Source organism: Polyangium mundeleinium (assembly GCF_028369105.1).
Lineage (GTDB): Bacteria > Myxococcota_A > Polyangia > Polyangiales > Polyangiaceae > Polyangium > Polyangium mundeleinium.
Genome location: NZ_JAQNDO010000001.1, coordinates 3,155,001 through 3,172,702 on the forward strand (window position 1 = coordinate 3,155,001; position 17,702 = coordinate 3,172,702).

Consider the following 17,702-nt stretch of genomic DNA (forward strand, 5'->3'; position numbering starts at 1 on the left):
AGCGACTCCCCTAGTAGTGGCGAGCGAACGGGGAAGAGCCTAAACCCAAGCAGTGCAAGCATGCTGGCGTTGCTGTTTGGGGGTCGTGGGTTTTTGCAGGAGAGACGGCATTCTCTCCGGCGAGTGAGAAAAGACGAGTCTAGCCGAACGGTATTGAAAGGCCGGCCATAGAGGGTGACAGCCCCTTAGGCGAAAGACGAGTCTCTCGCGCAGAACACCCGAGTACCGCAGGACACGTGCAATCCGGCGGGAATCTGGGAGGACCATCTCCCAAGGCTAAGTACTCCTGATCGACCGATAGTGAACTAGTACCGCGAGGGAAAGGTGAAAAGAACCCCGGTTAGGGGAGTGAAATAGTACCTGAAACCGTGTGCCTACAAGCAGTGGGAGCACTATGGCCGCAAGGCAATGTGTGACCACGTACCTTTTGCATAATGGGCCTGCGAGTTACGCTACGTGGCGAGGTTAAGCCGAGAGGTGGAGCCGAAGCGAAAGCGAGTCCTAACAGGGCGAAGAGTCGCGTGGCGTAGACCCGAAACCTTAGCGATCTATCCATGTCCAGGTTGAAGAGCGGGTAACACCGCTTGGAGGACCGAACTCACCGCAGTTGAAAATGCGGGGGATGAGGTGTGGATAGGAGTGAAAGGCTAATCAAGCTGGGATATAGCTGGTTCTCCCCGAAATATATTGAGGTATAGCCTCGGACGAATTGCGGCGGAGGTAGAGCACTGAATGGGCTAGGGGTCCTACCAGATTACCAAACCCAATCAAACTCCGAATGCCGCCGACAAGTATCCGGGAGTCAGGCTGCGGGAGATAAGTTCCGTAGCCGAGAGGGAAAGAGCCCAGATCGTCAGCTAAGGTCCCCAAGTCCGAGCTAAGTGTCAAAGGATGTGGGAGCGCACAGACAACCAGGAGGTTGGCTTAGAAGCAGCCATCCTTTAAAGAAAGCGTAATAGCTCACTGGTCAAGCGAACCTGCGCCGAAAATATAACGGGGCTAAGCTCGGCACCGAAGCTACGGGTTCTCGAAAGAGAGCGGTAGGGGAGTATTCTCAGGTAGATACACGCCGGACGGTGACGACCGGTAACGGACCTGAGAAGAGCTTATGCAGGCATGAGTAGCGATAAACCGAGTGAGAAACTCGGTCGCCGTAAGCCCAAGGTTTCCTGGGGAAGGATAATCCTCCCATGGGTTAGTCGGATCCTAAGCCGAGGCCGAGAGGCGTAGGTGATGGGAAGCAGGTTAATATTCCTGCACCACCAAGGATGGCGTTGAAGTAAGCGGGGACGGAGTAGGGTAGGCCGGGCACGGCGGATGGTTTGCCGTGTTCAAGCCCGTAGGATGAGTTGCCAGGACCCGATAGGGACAAACGGCAGCTCGTGTATCCGAGAGGTGATGAGGTTCGGACCTAGTCCGAGACACTCGGTGATCCCAGACTTCCAAGAAAAGCCGCGTACAGAGCCCCTTTGGTGTCCGTACCGCAAACCGACTCAGGTGGGCGGGGTGAGTATCCCAAGGCGCGTGAGAGAACCCTGGTTAAGGAACTCGGCAAAATGACACCGTAACTTCGGGAGAAGGTGTGCCGCTCTGCGTGAAGGTCCTCGCGACCGGAGCGTGGGGTGGTTGCAGAGAAACGGGGGTTGTGACTGTTTACTAAAAACACAGGACTCTGCGAAGTCGTAAGACGACGTATAGGGTCTGATGCCTGCCCGGTGCTGGAAGGTTAAGGGGACGAGTCAGCGCAAGCGAAGCTCCGAACCGAAGCCCCAGTAAACGGCGGCCGTAACTATAACGGTCCTAAGGTAGCGAAATTCCTTGTCGGGTAAGTTCCGACCTGCACGAATGGCATAACAACATCCCCGCTGTCTCGACCAGGGACTCAGCGAAATTGTATCGGGGGTGAAGATACCCTCTACCCGCGGCAAGACGGAAAGACCCCATGAACCTTTACTGCAACTTGGCAGTGATTTTCGGGATATTCTGCGTAGGATAGGTGGGAGGCATTGAGGCCGGGCTTCTGGGTTCGGCGGAGCCAACGTTGAAATACCACCCTGGATATTCTGGAAATCTAACCTGGACCCATGACCTGGGTCGGGGACACTGCCTGGTGGGCAGTTTGACTGGGGCGGTCGCCTCCTAAAAAGTAACGGAGGCGTGCGAAGGTTCCCTCAGCCTGATTGGAAACCAGGCGTAGAGTGCAAACGCACAAGGGAGCTTAACTGTGAGACCGACAGGTCGAACAGGTGCGAAAGCAGGCGTTAGTGATCCGGTGGTTCTGCATGGAAGGGCCATCGCTCATCGGATAAAAGGTACTCTGGGGATAACAGGCTGATCGCGCCTGAGAGTTCACATCGGCGGCGCGGTTTGGCACCTCGATGTCGGCCCATCGCATCCTGGGGCTGGAGCAGGTCCCAAGGGTTCGGCTGTTCGCCGATTAAAGCGGTACGCGAGCTGGGTTTAAAACGTCGTGAGACAGTTTGGTCCCTATCTGCCGTGGGCGTAGGACACTTGAGAGGAGCTGCTCATAGTACGAGAGGACCTGAGTGGACGTACCTCTGGTGTTCCGGTTGTTCTGCCAAGGGCATAGCCGGGTAGCCATGTACGGAACGGATAACCGCTGAAAGCATCTAAGCGGGAAGCCGGCCTCAAGACTAGGTGTCCCGAGCCGCAAGGCTCCTAAAGACCCCTCGTAGACCACGAGGTTGATAGGCCGGGTGTGGAAGCGGAGTAATCCGCGGAGCTAACCGGTACTAATCGGTCGTGCGGCTTGACCATACCTCTAAGGCAACATTGAAGCTCGCGCGCGGAGTTCGGGTGACCGAATCCGCGCAGCTCTGAGCTGCGATAGGACGCGACCATGAAGAGAACCCCACCGCCACGGGGCCTTCGTGGACACCCAAATTTTCCGGTGGTGATATCGAGGAGGCCACACCCGATCCCATCCCGAACTCGGAAGTTAAGCTCCTTGGAGCCGATGGTACTGCTGGGGCGACTCAGTGGGAGAGTAGGACGCCGCCGGGTCTTTTTCTAAAGCCTGCAAGCATTCGCTTGCAGGCTTTTTTTTGCGAGCCTAGCGCTCGCGCTTGGATCGCACATCGGGTCTCGTGCCCCGCGGTCCTTTGTTGCTGGGACCGTTTAGGGTCCGTTAACCGAAGCGCCTGTTCGCGCGCGTCTGGTAAGTGATTCAGAGCGCTTCATGTCCTGCGGACACGCGGTTTGAAGCTGCGATGAAGTCGCGACCACGAAGATTACCTCACCACAACGGGGCCTTCGTGAAGACACATAGTTTCCGGTGGTGATATCGAGGAGGCCACACCCGATCCCTTCCCGAACTCGGAAGTTAAGCTCCTTGGAGCCGATGGTACTGCTGGGGCGACTCAGTGGGAGAGTAGGACGCCGCCGGGTCTTTTCTAAAGCCTGCAAGTGAAAGCTTGCAGGCTTTTCTTTTTCCATCACCTCGCATCCGCGCTCAGGTCGCGCTCGCGCGCTGGGTCTCCGAGCCTCGTGCCCCGGTCCGGAGGTCTTTGCCGCTTGGGCCGCTTCCTGTTCCTCGGCCGTCCGTCCGCGTGCTTGTCGAATGTGGTCCAGATCGCTTCGTTGATCTGCGGCTCGGCTTGCTGATTTATTTTCCTGCGGACAGGCGTTGCTACCCTAGGCAAGGGTTTCGTGGCTTCACGGCGCGTCAAGCTGGCACTGGCAGGAGGCGCGGTCGCAACGCTGGCGGCCGTGGTTTCCTTCGGTCCGATCGTGCGCCATGAGGCCGCGCGGGCCGCGGAACGTTATGGCGCCGTAGTCGAGATCGACGAAGTGCGTCCCTCGCTGCATGGCGTGAAGCTGCGCGGCGTGGAGGTCTCGCTGCCGGAAGTCCCCAGCGCGCACGTGCGCTTCGAGACCATCGACGTCGCACTCGGCTGGAGCGGCAAGAAGATCGCCCTGCAAGGAGGCGATGTCTCCGCCGTGGGGCCGCGAGACGTCGTGCTCCGCGAGGCCGAGCAGTGGCAGAAGCGCTACCTCGGGAGGTCCTCCACGGGCAGCGGGGAGAGCTCGAGCGGGGGCAAGACGGACGCCGAGTTCGAAGGGCTGCGTATCGCCTGGCAGGACCGCCGGGACGTACCCACCGAGTCCGTTCGCGCAAGTGACGTGAACTTCGCCCGCCAGGAGGGCAAGGTCGGGCTCTCGGCGGCCGAGGCGACGATCACCGTCGGGCCCGTAGCGGTCGCCGTGCAGGGCGGGCATCTCACGCTGATCAAGCAGCAGGAAGGTGGGTACCGCGTCGCCGCCCTCTCGGCGCGTTCGCTCGAAGCGACCCTCACCCTGCCTGCTCCGCTCGAGGAAGCGAAGCCTGTCGAGGGCGCGCCGGCGGCGCCGAACGAGCCCCCGTCCCGCGAGGCGCGCGAGCCGGCTGCCAAGCACGGGAAAGCCTCGCAGCGAGGCGCGGCTGTGCGGGCGCAGCTCGTACGCGGCGCGACCTTGCTCGACGCCGTCCTCGAACAAGGAGCGAAGGTCGAGCTCGACAGCCTTCACGCGCAGGTTCGTCGTGGGCGCGACGCGCTGAACCTCGGCCCGGGATCGCTCGTGGTTCGGCGCGACGCGGGCCGCATGCTCGTCGAGCTCTCGCCGCGCGCGCACGCCGAAAAAGAAGAGCAAGCGCTCACCTTTTCGCTGAGCGTTCCGTTCGGCGAGGCGGACGGCGAGATCATCGCCGACGTGAAGGGCGGGCCTCTATACCTGTCCACGCTGGGCATCCGCGACGGGGATTTGGGCCTCTTCGACGTGGCCAAGACCTCCCTGACGACGCGCTCGCATCTCGTCCTGTCCGCGGACGGCAAGCAGCTCCGCGTGGACGGAGACGGCCGCGTGCAGAACCTCTCGCTCCGCAGCGACGCGCTCTCCGACGAACCGATCGCGGGCCTCGAGCTCGCGTTCCGGCTGCGCGGCGAGACCGCGCTCGACGGCTCGTCGATCCGCGTCGACGAGGGCGAGGTCGATCTCGGCGCCGTCCGCCTGCTCGCGCACGGCCGCTACGACCGCGTGGGCGAGGGCCACCGCGTCCGCGCCGAGTTCGACGCGCCGCTCACGGCGTGCCAGTCGATCATGGACGCCGCGCCGCGTGGGCTCGTGCCGCGGATCGCGGGCATGCGGATGGCTGGGTCATTGGCGGTCAAAGGACATGCGCGCTTCGACACGGCGCGGCTCGATCGCGACTTCGATGTCGCGTGGGATCTTTCGAACACGTGTCGGATCACCGAGGTGCCGCCCGAGGTCGACGTGGCGCGGTGGCGCAAGCCGTTCCGCCGCTCGGTGCTCGGCCCGGCCGGCGAGCGCGTCGAGATCGAGAGCGGACCCGGCACGGCGGGCTGGGTGCCGTACAGCGTGATCTCGCGCTTCATGGAGACGGCCGTTCTGACCACGGAAGACAGTGGCTTCCGGCGGCACGGCGGCTTCGACAACGAGGCCATCCGCAACTCCATCCGGGAGAACCTGCGCAAAGGCCGCTTCGTGCGCGGCGCGAGCACGCTCAGCATGCAGCTCGCGAAAAACCTCTACCTCGACCGCGTGAAGAACCTCTCGCGCAAGCTCCAGGAGGCGGTGCTCACGACGTACCTGGAGCAGGAGCTCACGAAGGAGCAGCTCCTCGAGCTTTACCTCAACGTCGTCGAGTTCGGCCCGATGATCTACGGGATCGGCCCGGCCGCGCGGTACTACTTCAACACGTCGGCCTCCGAGCTCTCGATCGGGCAGGCGCTCTACATCTCGTCGATCCTGCCGAACCCGAAGCAGCAGCACTTCGCGATCGGCGGCGCCGTGAGCCCAGGCTGGATGAACTACCTGCGCAAGCTCATGGACGTCGCGCATCGCCGGAAGTGGATCAACGACGAGGAGCTCGAAGAGGGGCTGCGCGAGACCGTGGTCCGTGGGCAACCCGCTCCGGAGCGCGCCGCGCGCTCGCAAGAGGCCTCGGGGAGCGACGGGGCGCCGGCGAGCGAGGGCAACGGCGAGGCGCCGGAGCCGCCCGAGGACTAGCGGCCGGGGTCGGCCTTTTCTTTGCGGCGTGGGGCGAAGAAGGCGCGCAGGAGCCCGGCGCATTCGTCCGCGAGGACGCCGCCCTGGACCTCGTAGCGGTGGTTCAGGCGCAGGTCGCGGCCGATCGTGAAGAGCGTGTCGACGGCGCCGGCCTTGGGGTCCGTACAGCCATAGACGAGGCGCGAGACGCGCGCGTTAACGAGTGCGCCGGCGCACATGGGGCAAGGCTCGAGCGTCACGTACACCGTGAACCCGGCGAGCCGCCAGGCGCCGCGCTGCCTTGCTGCGTCCCGGAGGGCCTCGACCTCCGCGTGCGCCGTCGGGTCCTGGAGCAGCTCGCGCCGATTGCGCCCGCGGCCCACGATCGTGCCCGCCGCGTCCACCAGCACCGCGCCGACGGGCACGTCACCGGAGTTGGCAGCCGCCACAGCCTCCTCGATGGCCGCGCGCATGAATGCCGCGTCCCGTGCGAGGGCTTGCTCGTCGGCGGTCGCGGCGTCCGCGAGCGCTGTGAGGTTGTCCGAGCTCGTCATCGAATGACCCATCCGTCATACGAGCTGCTCGAAGCGCTCGAAAGGATGGGAATGGAGAGGGTTTGGCGCGCCCAGGAAGATTCGAACTTCCGACCCCCGGCTTCGTAGGCCGATGCTCTATCCAGCTGAGCTATGGGCGCAATCGTCAAGTTGTGCCGCGGGATACACGAGTTCCCCCGCGGGTGCGTCGCGTATTGCTGCGCGACAACGAGGTGGGGCGTTTAAGCGGCCCGGGCGGTTCTGTCAAGAAGAAATCGTCCGGCCTTTCGACGCCCCCTGTTTTTCGGGGCGTTTCGCGTGGAGATTTTTAAGCCATCTCCCGGACGTGGGGGAACAAAAAGCAACGCGCGGCGGTCCAGGGGAGCCGCCGCGCGCTTTGTACGCTCGTTCAAGGCCGTTCAAGCGATGTCGAGGGAGAGAGGCAAAGCCAAGAAGTCAGACGATCAAGCCAAGCGTCAGCAAGCCAAGTGTCGTAAGCCAAGCGATCCGCCGGACGTAGCCCAACACCCGGGGGATAAGCGAAAGCAGCGGCCGAAGCCGGGGCTCTCGAGGAAAAGCGGTGCTGCAGAGGAAGTTAAGCGAACACCGCCGGAGACCGACGATGCAGCGACCTCGACTAGAGCAGCAGCCGTGCCATCGGATCCGGTTTCCCCCGTCCGGCACGCGCTCTCCAAGGAATGCGCGCGTTTCTTCGCGGGTTTCGTGCTGGAACGGGTGACGCCGTTCCCGCGGATCCGGGCATCGCTGTCGTGATCCCTGTCGAAGGCCGCAACGTTTGCGTACCTGGGGCTCAGCGCGCCCGACCGAAGACATGGTCGTCGGGCGCCTCGGCGTGGCAGCGCTCACACAAGGCGAGGCGTCCGCGTTGCTCGACCTGGCCGTCGGCACGTACGACGAGGTACTCCCATTCCCCACCCTGGGCCGGGGCCCGCTTGGCCATCGCGAAGTAGAGGGCGACGTCCGAGCTGCCCGCCGTGTAGAGCGCCTCGACGAGGACCGCGCCGGCGGCGAGAGGTCGCTGCGGGCCGAGCGCCGGGTAGGCGGCAGCCTCGTCGTTCGCGAGGACCTCGGCGTCGTGTTCGCCCGCCAGATGTTGCGAGCGCGCCCGGGGCGTGGCCTTGCGGAGCGAGCTCAGCCGATCGGCAAGCTCCCAGCGGTGCGGCGTCGTGGAGACGGTCGGGGCGGAGGAGGTCGGGCGCGGCGCGGCGCCTTCGGTCGACCAGGCGGAAGGATCGGCCGCGGAGGAACTGCTCGTGTCGGCGGAAGGCGTGCAAGCGGCCGTGAGCGTGGCGAAGAGGGCGAGCGCTCGGCAGGAGCAGCGCATGGCCGCATGCTACACTCGAACGATGCAAAGCGCTGATTCCCGGGCGAAATCCCGCCGAGGACGGTCTCGGGCGAAGGCTGCCGTGCTCCGCGGGCTGCTCGGGATCGGGATCGTCACGGCGATGACGATGGTCCCGGCGGAGCAGGCTTCGGCCGAGCATCAAGCGGCGCGGCGCGCGTGGATCGGGATCGAGCTCGCGCCGGGGCCGGCAGGCAAAGGGGTGGTCGCGAAGCACGTGGTGACGAGCTCGCCCGCGCGCTCGGGCGGGCTCGTCGATGGAGACGTGATCCTCTCGGCGGACGGCGTCGCGCTCGACAAACCGGAGCAGCTCATCGCGCGCGTGGCCATCGTGGGGCCCGGCACGACGCTCAAGCTGCAGGTTCGTCGCGGCGCAGCCGAGCGCGAACACGTGTTGGTTCCGATCGCGCATCCCGGGGCGGACGAGGTCCTGCGGCTCGACAAGATCGGGACATTCGCGCCGACGTGGAAGCCGCTCGACAAGGTGGCGGGGAGCGTACCGGACAACATCGGCAAGCTGCGCGGACGCGTGGTCGTGGTCGATTTCTGGGCTTCGTGGTGCATGCCGTGTCGCGCGATCTCCAAGGATCTGTCGCGACTCCACGCAGCGTATGGCGACAAGGGGCTCTCCATCGTGGGGCTCACGGGCGAGCCTTCGGGGGTCGCGGAGAAGGCGGCGACGGAGCTCAAGATGAGTTACCCCGTGGCCTCGGATCCCGACGATAAGACAGCCGCTCTGTACGGGATTCGCTCGCTGCCGACGATGTTCGTGGTCGACAAGAAGGGGATCATCCGCGAGGTCTTTGTGGGATTCGGGCCCGGCCAGAACGCGACGCTCGAGAAGATCGTCGCGAGCCTGCTCGCCGAGCCCTCGCCATCGGGCTGAGCGAACGAGCGTGTTACGCGTCCTCGACGAGCTTCTGTGGGTGCTGCGCCGCGAGGGCCTGCCGGTCTCGACGGCGCAGGCCATCGACGCGGCGCGCGTGGCCGCGCTCGTGGGTTTTTCCGATCGGCAGACGCTGCGCGACGGGCTCGCCTCGGTGCTCGCGACGAAGAAGGACGAGCTCACGCTGTTCCAGGCGTGTTTCGACAGGTTTTTCGCGGAGGAGCGCGCGCACCTCGGGGACCTCTGGAGCCGGCTCCGGGTGCGAGGTTTCTCCGAGGCGGAGCTCGCCGCGTTGCGGGAGCTTCTGACGGCGGCGGCGCAACGCGCGTCGGGGGACGCGGCAGGGATGCTGGCGTTCACCGGGGAGGCGCTGGAGCTCGATCAGCTTCTTGCGTCGGCGGGGATCGGGCGCGCGCTCGCGCCGATGACGAGCGCGCTGCAGACGGGGTTTTTCACGCAGGAGGTGAACAAGAGGCTCGGGATCCCGGCGCTCGGGAGCGCGCTCGCGCGGATGCGGGACGCGCTACGCGAGGCGCTCGGCGAGGAGCGGGGCAGCGCGCTCGCGGCGGCGCTGCGCGAGGAGCTCGACGCGATGAAGCGGCGTGTGCGGGCGCACGTGGAGGCGTCGCTCGCGCGCAAGCTCGGCGAGGCGGACGAGCAGGCGGCGCGGGCCGTCGATCGGCCGTTTTCGTCGCTGTCGCCGGAGGAGATGGCCGAGGTGCGGCGGGCGCTGCGGCGGCTCGCCGAGCGGCTGCGGGGCGCCGAGCGGCTGCGGAAGAAACGCAGCCGGCGAGGTCGGATCGATCCGCATCGCACGCTCCGCCGCAGCCTGCGCACGGGAGGGATCCCGTTCCGGCCGGCGCGGCGCGTGCGACGCCGGGACAAGCCGCGGCTCGTGCTGCTCTGCGATGTGTCGGACTCGGTGCGGCTCGCGTCGCGCTTCATGCTGGAGCTCGTCGCGGCCTCGCAGGAGCTCTTCGCGGAGACACGCTCGTTCGTGTTCGTGAGCGACGTCGGCGAGACGACCGATCTCTTCCGGCGGAAGTCGTCCGAAGCGGCGCTCGCGGCCATCGAGAGCGGGCGCGTGGTCGATCGGACGCGCAACTCCAACTACGGCCGCGCGCTCGTCGCGTTCGAGGAGCGGCTCGGGCGCAGCGTGGACCGGCGCACGACCGTCGTGATCTTGGGAGACGGGCGTACGAATTTCCTTCCGGAGGAGGTTTCGGTCGTGGAGCGGCTCGTCCGGCGCGCGGGATCGGTGCTCTGGATCTGCCCCGAGCCGCCTGCGACCTGGGGCACCGGAGACAGCGCGATGCCGCGGTATGCGGCCGCAGCGAGCCGTGTCCTCGTGGCCCGGACCGCGGGTGAGCTCGAGGGCGCGGCGAGGGAGCTTTTGGCGCGGCGAAAGTAGCGCTATGCCGCGCGGGACATGTCGCTCGACGATCAAAAGCTCCGTGACCTCTCCGCGCGCGTGGAGCGCGGAGGGGCGCCCAAGTACCACGAGAAAAACCTCGAGCAGGGGAAGCTCTTCGCGCGCAAGCGGATCGAGCTCCTCTTCGACGAGAACAGCTTCGTGGAGGACGCCGCGCTGGCGAACGCCGTCGATCCCGAGCTGCCCGCCGATGGCGTGATCACCGGGACGGGGACGATCGGCGGTCGTCAGGTCGCCGTGATGGCGAACGACTCGACGGTGAAGGCCGGGTCGTGGGGTCGCCGCACGGTGGAGAAGATCCTGCGCATCCAGGAGACGGCCGCGCGTCAGCGTTGCCCGCTGTTTTACCTCGTCGACTCTGCGGGTGCGCGCATCACCGATCAGATCGAGATGTTCCCCGGCCGTCGGGGCGCGGGGCGCATCTTCTACAACGAGGTGCAGATGAGTGGGCAGATCCCGCAGATCTGCTTGCTGTTCGGGCCCTCGGCAGCGGGCGGCGCGTACATCCCCGCGTTCTGCGACGTCGTGGTGATGGTCGACAAGAACGCGAGCATGTACCTCGGGTCGCCGCGCATGGCCGAGATGGTCATCGGGGAGAAGGTGACGCTCGAAGAACTCGGCGGCGCGCGCATGCACTGCTCGGAGTCGGGCTGCGGCGACGTGCTCGTGAAGACCGAGGAGGAGGCGATCGCCTGGGCGAAGCGTTACCTCGCGATGATGCCGCAGAACTGCACGGAGACGCCGGCGCAGATCGCGGCGAAGCTGCCGAAGCCGGGGCAGAAGCCGCTCGAAGAGGTGATCCCCGTCGACGAGAACAAGCCGTTCGACATGATGGCCGTGATCGACGCCGTCATCGACGAGGGCAGCTTCGTCGAGATCAAGAAGCTCTGGGCGAAGGAGATCCTGACGGGCTTTGCGCGGATCGACGGGCGCGTCGTGGGCATCGTCGCGAACCAGCCGAAACACAAGGGCGGCGTGCTCTTCGTCGACTCGGCCGACAAGGCGGCGCGGTTCATCTGGCTCTGCGACGCGTTCAATGTGCCGCTGCTCTACCTCGCCGACGTGCCGGGCTTCATGATCGGTACGGTCGTCGAGAAGCAGGGCATCATCCGCGCAGGCGCGAAGATGATCGCCGCCGTGAGCGAAGCGACGGTGCCGAAACTCTCGGTCATCGTGCGCAAGGCCTACGGCGCGGGCCTCTACGCGATGTGCGGGCCCGCCTTCGAGCCCGACGCGTGTATTGCGCTCCCTCGCGCCTCGATCGCGGTGATGGGCCCGAGCGCCGCGGTGAACGCGGTTTATTACAACAAGATCCAGGCCGTCCCCGAGGGGCCCGAGCGCGACGCGATGGTGAAGCGGCTGCGCGACGAGTACCGCGAGGACGTGGATCTCGTGAAGCTCGCGAGCGAGATGGTGATCGACGGAATCGTGCCGACGACCGCGCTGCGCGACGAGATCGCGCGGCGATTCTCCCGCTACGCCGGGAAAGTCGAAGAGCGGCCGCGCAAGAAGCACATCGTGCCGCCCGTCTGAGCCATGCGGTAAGATGGACCCGTGCGTGCCCGCCCGCTCCTCGCGTTCTCCGCGGCCCTGCCGCTGATCCTCCTCTCCGCTACGTTCGCCCGCGCCGACGGCGCGCCCGCGCGATCCCTCGTGCGGCTCCTGCATTCGCCGACGAAGGTCCACCCGCTCGCGGACGACTCCGGGCGCGTGGCCGTGAGCGTGGCGCTCCCGCCGGGCAAGGACGTGCGTTCGCTCGGGATCTTGGAGGTCGCGCCGGGCGTGGGCGCGATCCGGCTCGCGCCCGAGGAGGTCGACACGTTCGCCGCGGCGCACCCCGATCTCGCGCTCACCGTCTCGCCGCCGCTCATGCCGCTGCTCGACGTGTCGGGGACGTGGACGCGCGTCGGTGTGTTCCGCGCGGCGACGAGCATGGGTACGGGCAAAAACGTGGTCGTCGGGATCATCGATACGGGGCTCGACGTCGCGCACCCGGACTTCCGCACGGCGACGGGCCAGAGCCGCGTCGCGTGGATGCTGCAGTGGGGGAGGAAGCCGGCGGGGCTGCACCCGCAGATCGAGGAGCGCTTCGGCTGCATCGCCGAGAAGCAAGTGTCGTGCGCCGTGTTCTCGGGCGCGGATCTTGACGCGATGATGAGCGGGCAATCCAAGCTCGAGCTTCCGCGCGACACCGAGGGCCACGGGACGCACGTGGCGAGCATCGCAGCGGGCAACGGCGGGCTCATGAACGGGAGCACGCCAAAGTACGTGGGAATCGCGCCCGAGGCGACGCTCGTCATCGTGAAGCCTCCGTCGACGCGAGGCTTCAAGGAAACGGATATTCTCAACGCCGCGCGGTTCATCTTCGAGGTCGGCGAGGAGCTCGGCTTGCCGACGGTCGTGAACCTCAGCGTCGGTGGGGATTTCGGGCCGCACGACGGCACGAGCCCGGTCGAGAAGGGCCTCGCCGCGCTCATCGGCGACGACAAGCCGGGTCGCGCGATCGTGACCGCCGCGGGGAACAGCGGGGCCCTGTATGGGCGCGGCGATCGCGGGCCCTTCGGCATCCACACGGAGGTACGCGTGACAGAGGGCGCGGAGGTGCGCGTGCCGATCGCGACGCCCAAATCGGAGGATGGAAAGGGCTACGTGTGGATCACGTTCCGGCCCGGCGACGAGGTGAGCGTTGGGCTCGAAGGCCCCGGCGGTGAGAGCTGGATCCGGCTCGTCGAGCCGGGCGACGAGCTCGGGTATGCGGGCGAAGGCAAGACGACGGCGGCCGTGATCAACCGCCTCGCGAACGGGAAGACGCCGATCACGGCCGATACGAACAGCGCGGTCGTGGCGTTCGACGGCGCGTGGGAGGAGGGCGCGTTCACGATCCGGCTCTCGGGCCACGGAGACGCGCAGCTCTGGGTGACGGGGCAGGGGGACGTGTCGCCGTCGGGCGGGGCGGGGCTCGCGTTCGAAAAGGCCGTGCGGCAAGGGACGATCTCGATTCCCGCGAGCCACCCGGACCTGCTCGCCGTGGGCTGCACGTTGAACCGGATTGGCTGGGATCCGCTCACGATCGAGCCGATCCAGCTCGTGCCGGCGAACGGGATCGACTGGCAGCCCGACGACGTCTGTTACTTCAGCGCGGCCGGTCCGACGCCGTTTGGCGTGCCGAAGCCCGAGATCAGCGCGCCGGGTGGGTTCATCGCGGCCGCGATGAGTCGGGACACCGATCCGCGCAAGGTCGCGGGCGGGCTCTTCGACGGGTCCGGCTGTCCCAAGGGGGAGCCCTGTTACGTCGTCGACGCGACGCACGCGATCACGGCGGGGACGTCGATGTCGTCGCCGCACGTGGCGGGTGCGGTCGCGCTCCTGTTCGAGCTGGATCGGCAGCGCAACGGGCAATCCACGCTGACGCAGGCGCGCGTGACGGAGCTGCTCCAGGCCGGCGCGAGGTGGCCGACGGGGACCGTGCGGCACGAGACGCAGCTCGGCGTGGGCGCGCTCGATCTCGAAGGGGCGCGGCGCGCGTTCGAGGAAGAACAGGCGTCGTCGGGCCCGCCGAGCGTCGAGAAGAGCTGGTGGGTGCTGTCGAGCGCGTACGCGCGGCCCGACGAGACGTGGCCCGTGTGGGGGACGGTGGAGCTCCGGCGCGAGGACGGCGAGATCGCGAGCGGCATCGCCGGCACCGAGCTCGAGGTCTCGGTGACGGGCGGGGTCATCGTGCAGCCGATCAGGAAGGTGCGGCACGGGCTCTTCCGGTTCGCCGTCGCGGGCGAGCGCGGCAGGGCGGGCTCGAAGCTGATCGTCGACGTGCGGTACGCGGGCCGGTCGATCGAGTCGCCGCGGGAGCTCGCGATTGGCGAGGATGTTTGGAGGTCCAACGGTACGCTCGACGCGACCTCGGGCGGCTGCGCCTGGTCGGAGGAGGCGCGCACGTCGAGCAAGAGCCCGCTCGGGCCCTCGATCGGCGTGGCGCTGGCGGGGATCGGGCTGTGGCGCAGGCGGTCGCGGAAGTCCGCGGGCTGAGCGGATCAGGGCGCGCGCGACCCGACGTCGATCGTGCGCAGCGAGACGAGCCGCTCCTCGTTTACGCCTGGAAACCTCGCCCAGATGCTGATCTCGTAGAGCCCGGGTTTGCCCTCGTCGTCGAGGTAGGTCCCGAGCGAGAAGGTGCTCCCGAGGAGCGAGAGCACGCCCCGGGGGCGCGGGAACGGCGTCTTGAGGCGGCGCGGCAGGAAGGCCTCGTACGCCTCGGGGACGAGGTAGTCGCTTGTCTGGTTGAGGTCCTGCGGGGCGCGCGGGGCCGGCGCGTCGATCCGCGAAATGCCCACGATGGCGAGCTCGGCCGGCTCGTGAAGCTCGCCGCGAATGTCGATGAAGTCGCCGACCGAGATCTTCGGGGGCAGATGTTCGTACGTGCCCCAATCATCGACGAACTCCTGCGCCACGCAGGGGATGCGGCTGCCTTCGACCTGCGCCACGCCCACGCCCACCGCTGTGTGCCAGCGCGACAGGATGTTGCGGCGGTGGCCGTCGTGCGGGGGTTCTTCGTCCATGAACGCGCGCTGGAACCGATCGAGCCCCTCCGCCATGTAAGGCGCGTCGAGCGCGAGCGGCGAGGCGCTCGCGTCCACGAACAGCCGACGTTCTCGAAGGCGACGTCCTCGCCGCCGGCCTCGGTGTAGCGCTGCTCCGGCACCGAGCCGTCCGAGCCCCAGTGCGCCGTGAACCCGCGCGCCGCCATGTCCTCGGCCTGGCGCCGCGCCGCGCGCGCCGCGGTCTCGTCCCACGGGAGCGCCGGGAGGCCTTGCGCGGCGCGATCGCGGTTGATGAGGTCGAGCATGTAGCTTTCGGCGTCCGCGCGGCTCATGGGCCTGCCGGCGATCGTGCTCCGGATCCCGATCGAGCGCTCGCCGGCGTTGTTTGCGTCGAGCGCAGGGGGGCTCCCGCAGCCTGCAGCGAGGGCCACGAGCACGAACGCCGATCGGCGGCCTTCCGCCCCTCTGCCCGTTCGTTCGTCTCGGATCGCCACGCGCCTCGCGCCTCAGCATAAGCAATCGCGCGCCGCGTGGTAGCGGCGGACGCCTTGCTCGGCTAACCCTCGCGCGAGACTCCCCGATGCGACCCTCCGACCTCACCCTCCCGCAGCTCTGTGGACAGCTCATCGTCGGCGGATTTCCCGGCACGACCTTGCCCGATTCCTATGCCGAGGCCCTCGGTGCGGGCTTGCGCGGCGGCGCCATCCTGTTCCGGCGCAACGTCCCGGATGTCGTGACGACCCACGCGCTCTGCTGCGCGATTCGCAAGGCCGCAGAGCCGTACGTCCCGCCGTTCATCGGCGTCGATCAGGAGGGCGGGCGTGTCGCGCGGATGCCGAGCCCGTTCCCGAAGCTCCCGCCCATGCGCTTGCTCGGTGCCGTGGGGGATGCGTCGCTCGCGCGCCGCGCAGGGAGGCTCATCGGCGAGGAGCTCGCGGCGATCGGGTTCAATTTGGACTTTGCGCCCGTGCTCGACGTCGATTCGAATCCGGACAATCCGATCATCGGGGATCGCGCGTTCGGGCGTGGCCCGGCCGAGGTCGCCGAGCTCGCGGTGGCCTTTGGCCTCGGCCTGGAGGACGCCGGGGTGCTCTCGTGCGGCAAGCATTTCCCCGGGCACGGCGATACCTCGGTCGACAGCCACGTCGGCTTGCCGATCATTCATCACGACAGGGAGCGCCTCGACGCGATCGAGCTCGCGCCGTTCCGCGCTGCCGCGCGCGCGGGGCTAGGCACGATGATGACGGCGCACGTCGTGGTCACGTCGATCGACGCGAGCGTGCCGGCGACGCTCTCGCGCGCCGTGTGCACGGATCTGCTCCGCCGCGACGTGGGCTTCCGCGGCGTGCTTTTCTCGGACGATCTGGAGATGGCGGCCGTGGCCGCGCAGTACCAGGTCGAGGCGTCGGCCATCGCGGCGGTGCGCGCGGGCTGCGACGTGCTGCTCATCTGCTCGAACCTGGAGTGGCAAGAGCGCGCGCTCGCGGCGCTCGTCGCCGAGGCCGAGCGTGATCCCGCGTTTCGTGAGCGTTGCCTGGAGGCCGCGGAGCGCGGCATCGAAGCGCGCCTGCGGATGCTGCCGAAGCCCGCGCTCGAAGCGGAGGACCTCGCCTCGCGCGTGGGGCGACCCGCGTCGGTTTCGCTGTACGAGGAGATCTCGCGGCGCGCGGCCGAGGCGGGTATCGCGTGAACGCGCGTTCGTTCGTCCTTTTTGCGCGCCGGATCGTGACGTGTGATCCCACGCGGGCCACCGAAGCCGATCCGCTCGGCGTGATCGAAGACGGAGCCATCGCCGTCGAGGGAGGCGCGATCGTGGACGTCGGCTCGCGCGAGGACGTGCTCGCGCGTCGCGGCGCGCTCCCGGTCGTGTCCGGCGAACCCGCGCCGCTCGTGACGCCGGGCCTCGTCGATGCACACACGCATGCCCCGTGGGTCGGCTCGCGCGACGGGGAGTATGCCCTCCGGCTCGCGGGCGCGGGGTACGAGGCGATCGCCGCGGCCGGTGGCGGGATCGTGTCGAGCATGCGCGCCGTGCGAGCGGCGAGCCCGGACGAGATCGACAGGGCGCTCTCGGCAAGGCTTCGGCGTATGGCCTCGCTCGGCGTCACGACTGTCGAGGCGAAGAGCGGCTACGGCCTCGACGAAGCCGGCGAGACGAAACAACTCGAGGCCCTCGAACGCGCCGCCGCGCGGCTGGATCTCCCGCGCGTCGTGCCCACGTTCCTCGCGCTCCACGCGATCCCGCCCGAGGCGCGCGCCGATCGCGCTGCGTACATCGAGGCCGTCCGCGAGCGCACCTTGCCGGCCATCGCGGCGCGGCGTCTCGCGCGGTTCGTCGACGTGTACGTGGATCGCTCCGCGTTTTCGGTCGAAGAAGCGCGTCCCGTTCTCACGCGCGCGCGAGTGCTCGGGCTCGGCGTGCGCGTGCACGCGGGCCAGTTCGCCGACGTTGGGGGCGCGGAACTCGCGGCCGAGCTCGGCGCCGCGTCCGCCGATCACCTCGAACAGGTGAGCCCCGAGGGCGGGCGGGCCCTCGCCGTGGCCGGCGTGCGCGCCGTGCTCCTCCCCGTCGCGAGCTTCACGCTGCGGCAAGATCCGCCGCCGATCGCGCTCCTCCGCGCCGCGGGCGTCCGGCTCGTCGTGGCGAGCGACGCGAACCCCGGCACGGCGCCCACCGAGAGCCTACCGCTCGCGCTCGCCCTCGCGGCGCGCCTGTACGGCCTCACGGTGCCCGAGGTGATCCTCGGCGCGACCCGCGAAGCCGCGGCGTCGCTCGGGCTCGCAGACGTGGCGGGCGTGGTTCGTCCGGACGCACGTGCCGACCTCGTCGTATGGGATCTCCTGCACGAGAACGCGCTCGTTCAACCCTGGGGCGTCTCGCGGGCCCTCACCGTCCTCCGCGATGGCGCGCCGATCGCTGCGCAAACGCCGTTTTCGCTCGGCTGAC

At 67.7% G+C, this 17,702-nt stretch carries 10 protein-coding genes, 1 tRNA gene, 3 rRNA genes and 1 pseudogene (1 of these 15 only partly in view); 10 read left to right on the forward strand and 5 right to left on the reverse strand.

Annotated elements, in window-relative coordinates; translation table 11 throughout:
• The 4 genes from POL67_RS12775 to POL67_RS53565 all read left to right on the forward strand — a co-directional run.
• A 23S ribosomal RNA gene (locus POL67_RS12775) occupies positions 1-2,778 on the forward strand (it extends 228 nt beyond the left edge of the window).
• Positions 2,779-2,907: 129 nt separating this feature from the next.
• Positions 2,908-3,024: ribosomal RNA gene (rrf, locus tag POL67_RS12780) — 5S ribosomal RNA — on the forward strand.
• 267 nt (positions 3,025-3,291) lie between these two features.
• Positions 3,292-3,408: ribosomal RNA gene (gene rrf / locus POL67_RS12785) — 5S ribosomal RNA — on the forward strand.
• Between the two features lie 321 nt (positions 3,409-3,729).
• Positions 3,730-6,027, forward strand: a complete 2,298-nt coding sequence (locus POL67_RS53565) for a biosynthetic peptidoglycan transglycosylase (protein ID WP_271917562.1) — start codon at positions 3,730-3,732, stop codon at positions 6,025-6,027.
• Here the strand turns inward: POL67_RS53565 and tadA are convergent.
• The 3 genes from tadA to POL67_RS12805 all read right to left on the reverse strand — a co-directional run bounded on the left by tadA (position 6,024) and on the right by POL67_RS12805 (position 7,884).
• Positions 6,024-6,560, reverse strand: a complete 537-nt coding sequence (tadA, locus tag POL67_RS12795) for a tRNA adenosine(34) deaminase TadA (RefSeq protein ID WP_271917563.1) — start codon at positions 6,558-6,560, stop codon at positions 6,024-6,026. The genes POL67_RS53565 and tadA overlap by 4 nt on opposite strands.
• Positions 6,561-6,623: 63 nt before the next feature.
• Positions 6,624-6,700 (reverse strand) — tRNA-Arg (locus POL67_RS12800).
• A 650-nt stretch (positions 6,701-7,350) separates the two neighbouring features.
• Positions 7,351-7,884, reverse strand: a complete 534-nt coding sequence (locus tag POL67_RS12805) for a hypothetical protein (RefSeq protein ID WP_271917564.1) — start codon at positions 7,882-7,884, stop codon at positions 7,351-7,353.
• Positions 7,885-7,966: 82 nt separating this feature from the next.
• Between POL67_RS12805 and POL67_RS12810 the strand changes: the two genes are divergently transcribed.
• Genes POL67_RS12810 through POL67_RS12825 form a run of 4 tightly spaced genes read left to right on the forward strand, consistent with a single transcriptional unit; the run spans position 7,967 to position 14,243 of the window.
• Positions 7,967-8,788: a redoxin domain-containing protein gene (locus POL67_RS12810; protein WP_271917565.1), complete on the forward strand. Its 822-nt coding sequence runs from the start codon at positions 7,967-7,969 to the stop codon at positions 8,786-8,788.
• Between the two features lie 10 nt (positions 8,789-8,798).
• Positions 8,799-10,199, forward strand: coding sequence for a VWA domain-containing protein (locus POL67_RS12815; RefSeq protein ID WP_271917566.1), 1,401 nt, complete (start codon positions 8,799-8,801; stop codon positions 10,197-10,199).
• Between the two features lie 18 nt (positions 10,200-10,217).
• Complete coding sequence (locus tag POL67_RS12820) at positions 10,218-11,753, forward strand: acyl-CoA carboxylase subunit beta (protein WP_271917567.1); 1,536 nt, start codon at positions 10,218-10,220, stop codon at positions 11,751-11,753.
• A 21-nt stretch (positions 11,754-11,774) separates the two neighbouring features.
• Positions 11,775-14,243 (forward strand): S8 family serine peptidase, encoded by a 2,469-nt coding sequence (locus POL67_RS12825; RefSeq protein WP_271917568.1) that lies wholly within the window; start codon positions 11,775-11,777, stop codon positions 14,241-14,243.
• Between the two features lie 5 nt (positions 14,244-14,248).
• Here the strand turns inward: POL67_RS12825 and POL67_RS12830 are convergent, their stop codons facing one another.
• The gene (locus POL67_RS12830) at positions 14,249-14,851 is read right to left on the reverse strand and encodes a spore germination YkwD domain-containing protein (RefSeq protein ID WP_271917569.1); all 603 of its coding nucleotides are present in this window, start codon (positions 14,849-14,851) and stop codon (positions 14,249-14,251) included.
• Between the two features lie 53 nt (positions 14,852-14,904).
• Positions 14,905-15,087: pseudogene (locus POL67_RS54200) on the reverse strand (CAP domain-containing protein); the annotation flags it as partial.
• A gap of 248 nt (positions 15,088-15,335) precedes the next feature.
• Between POL67_RS54200 and nagZ the strand changes: the two are divergent.
• The gene (gene nagZ / locus POL67_RS12835; protein WP_271917570.1) at positions 15,336-16,445 is read left to right on the forward strand and encodes a beta-N-acetylhexosaminidase; all 1,110 of its coding nucleotides are present in this window, start codon (positions 15,336-15,338) and stop codon (positions 16,443-16,445) included.
• On the forward strand, positions 16,442-17,701 hold the full coding sequence (hutI, locus tag POL67_RS12840) for an imidazolonepropionase (protein ID WP_271917571.1): 1,260 nt from the start codon (positions 16,442-16,444) through the stop codon (positions 17,699-17,701). Before nagZ ends, hutI begins: the two co-directional genes overlap by 4 nt.
• The last annotated feature ends 1 nt before the right edge of the window (position 17,702 follow it).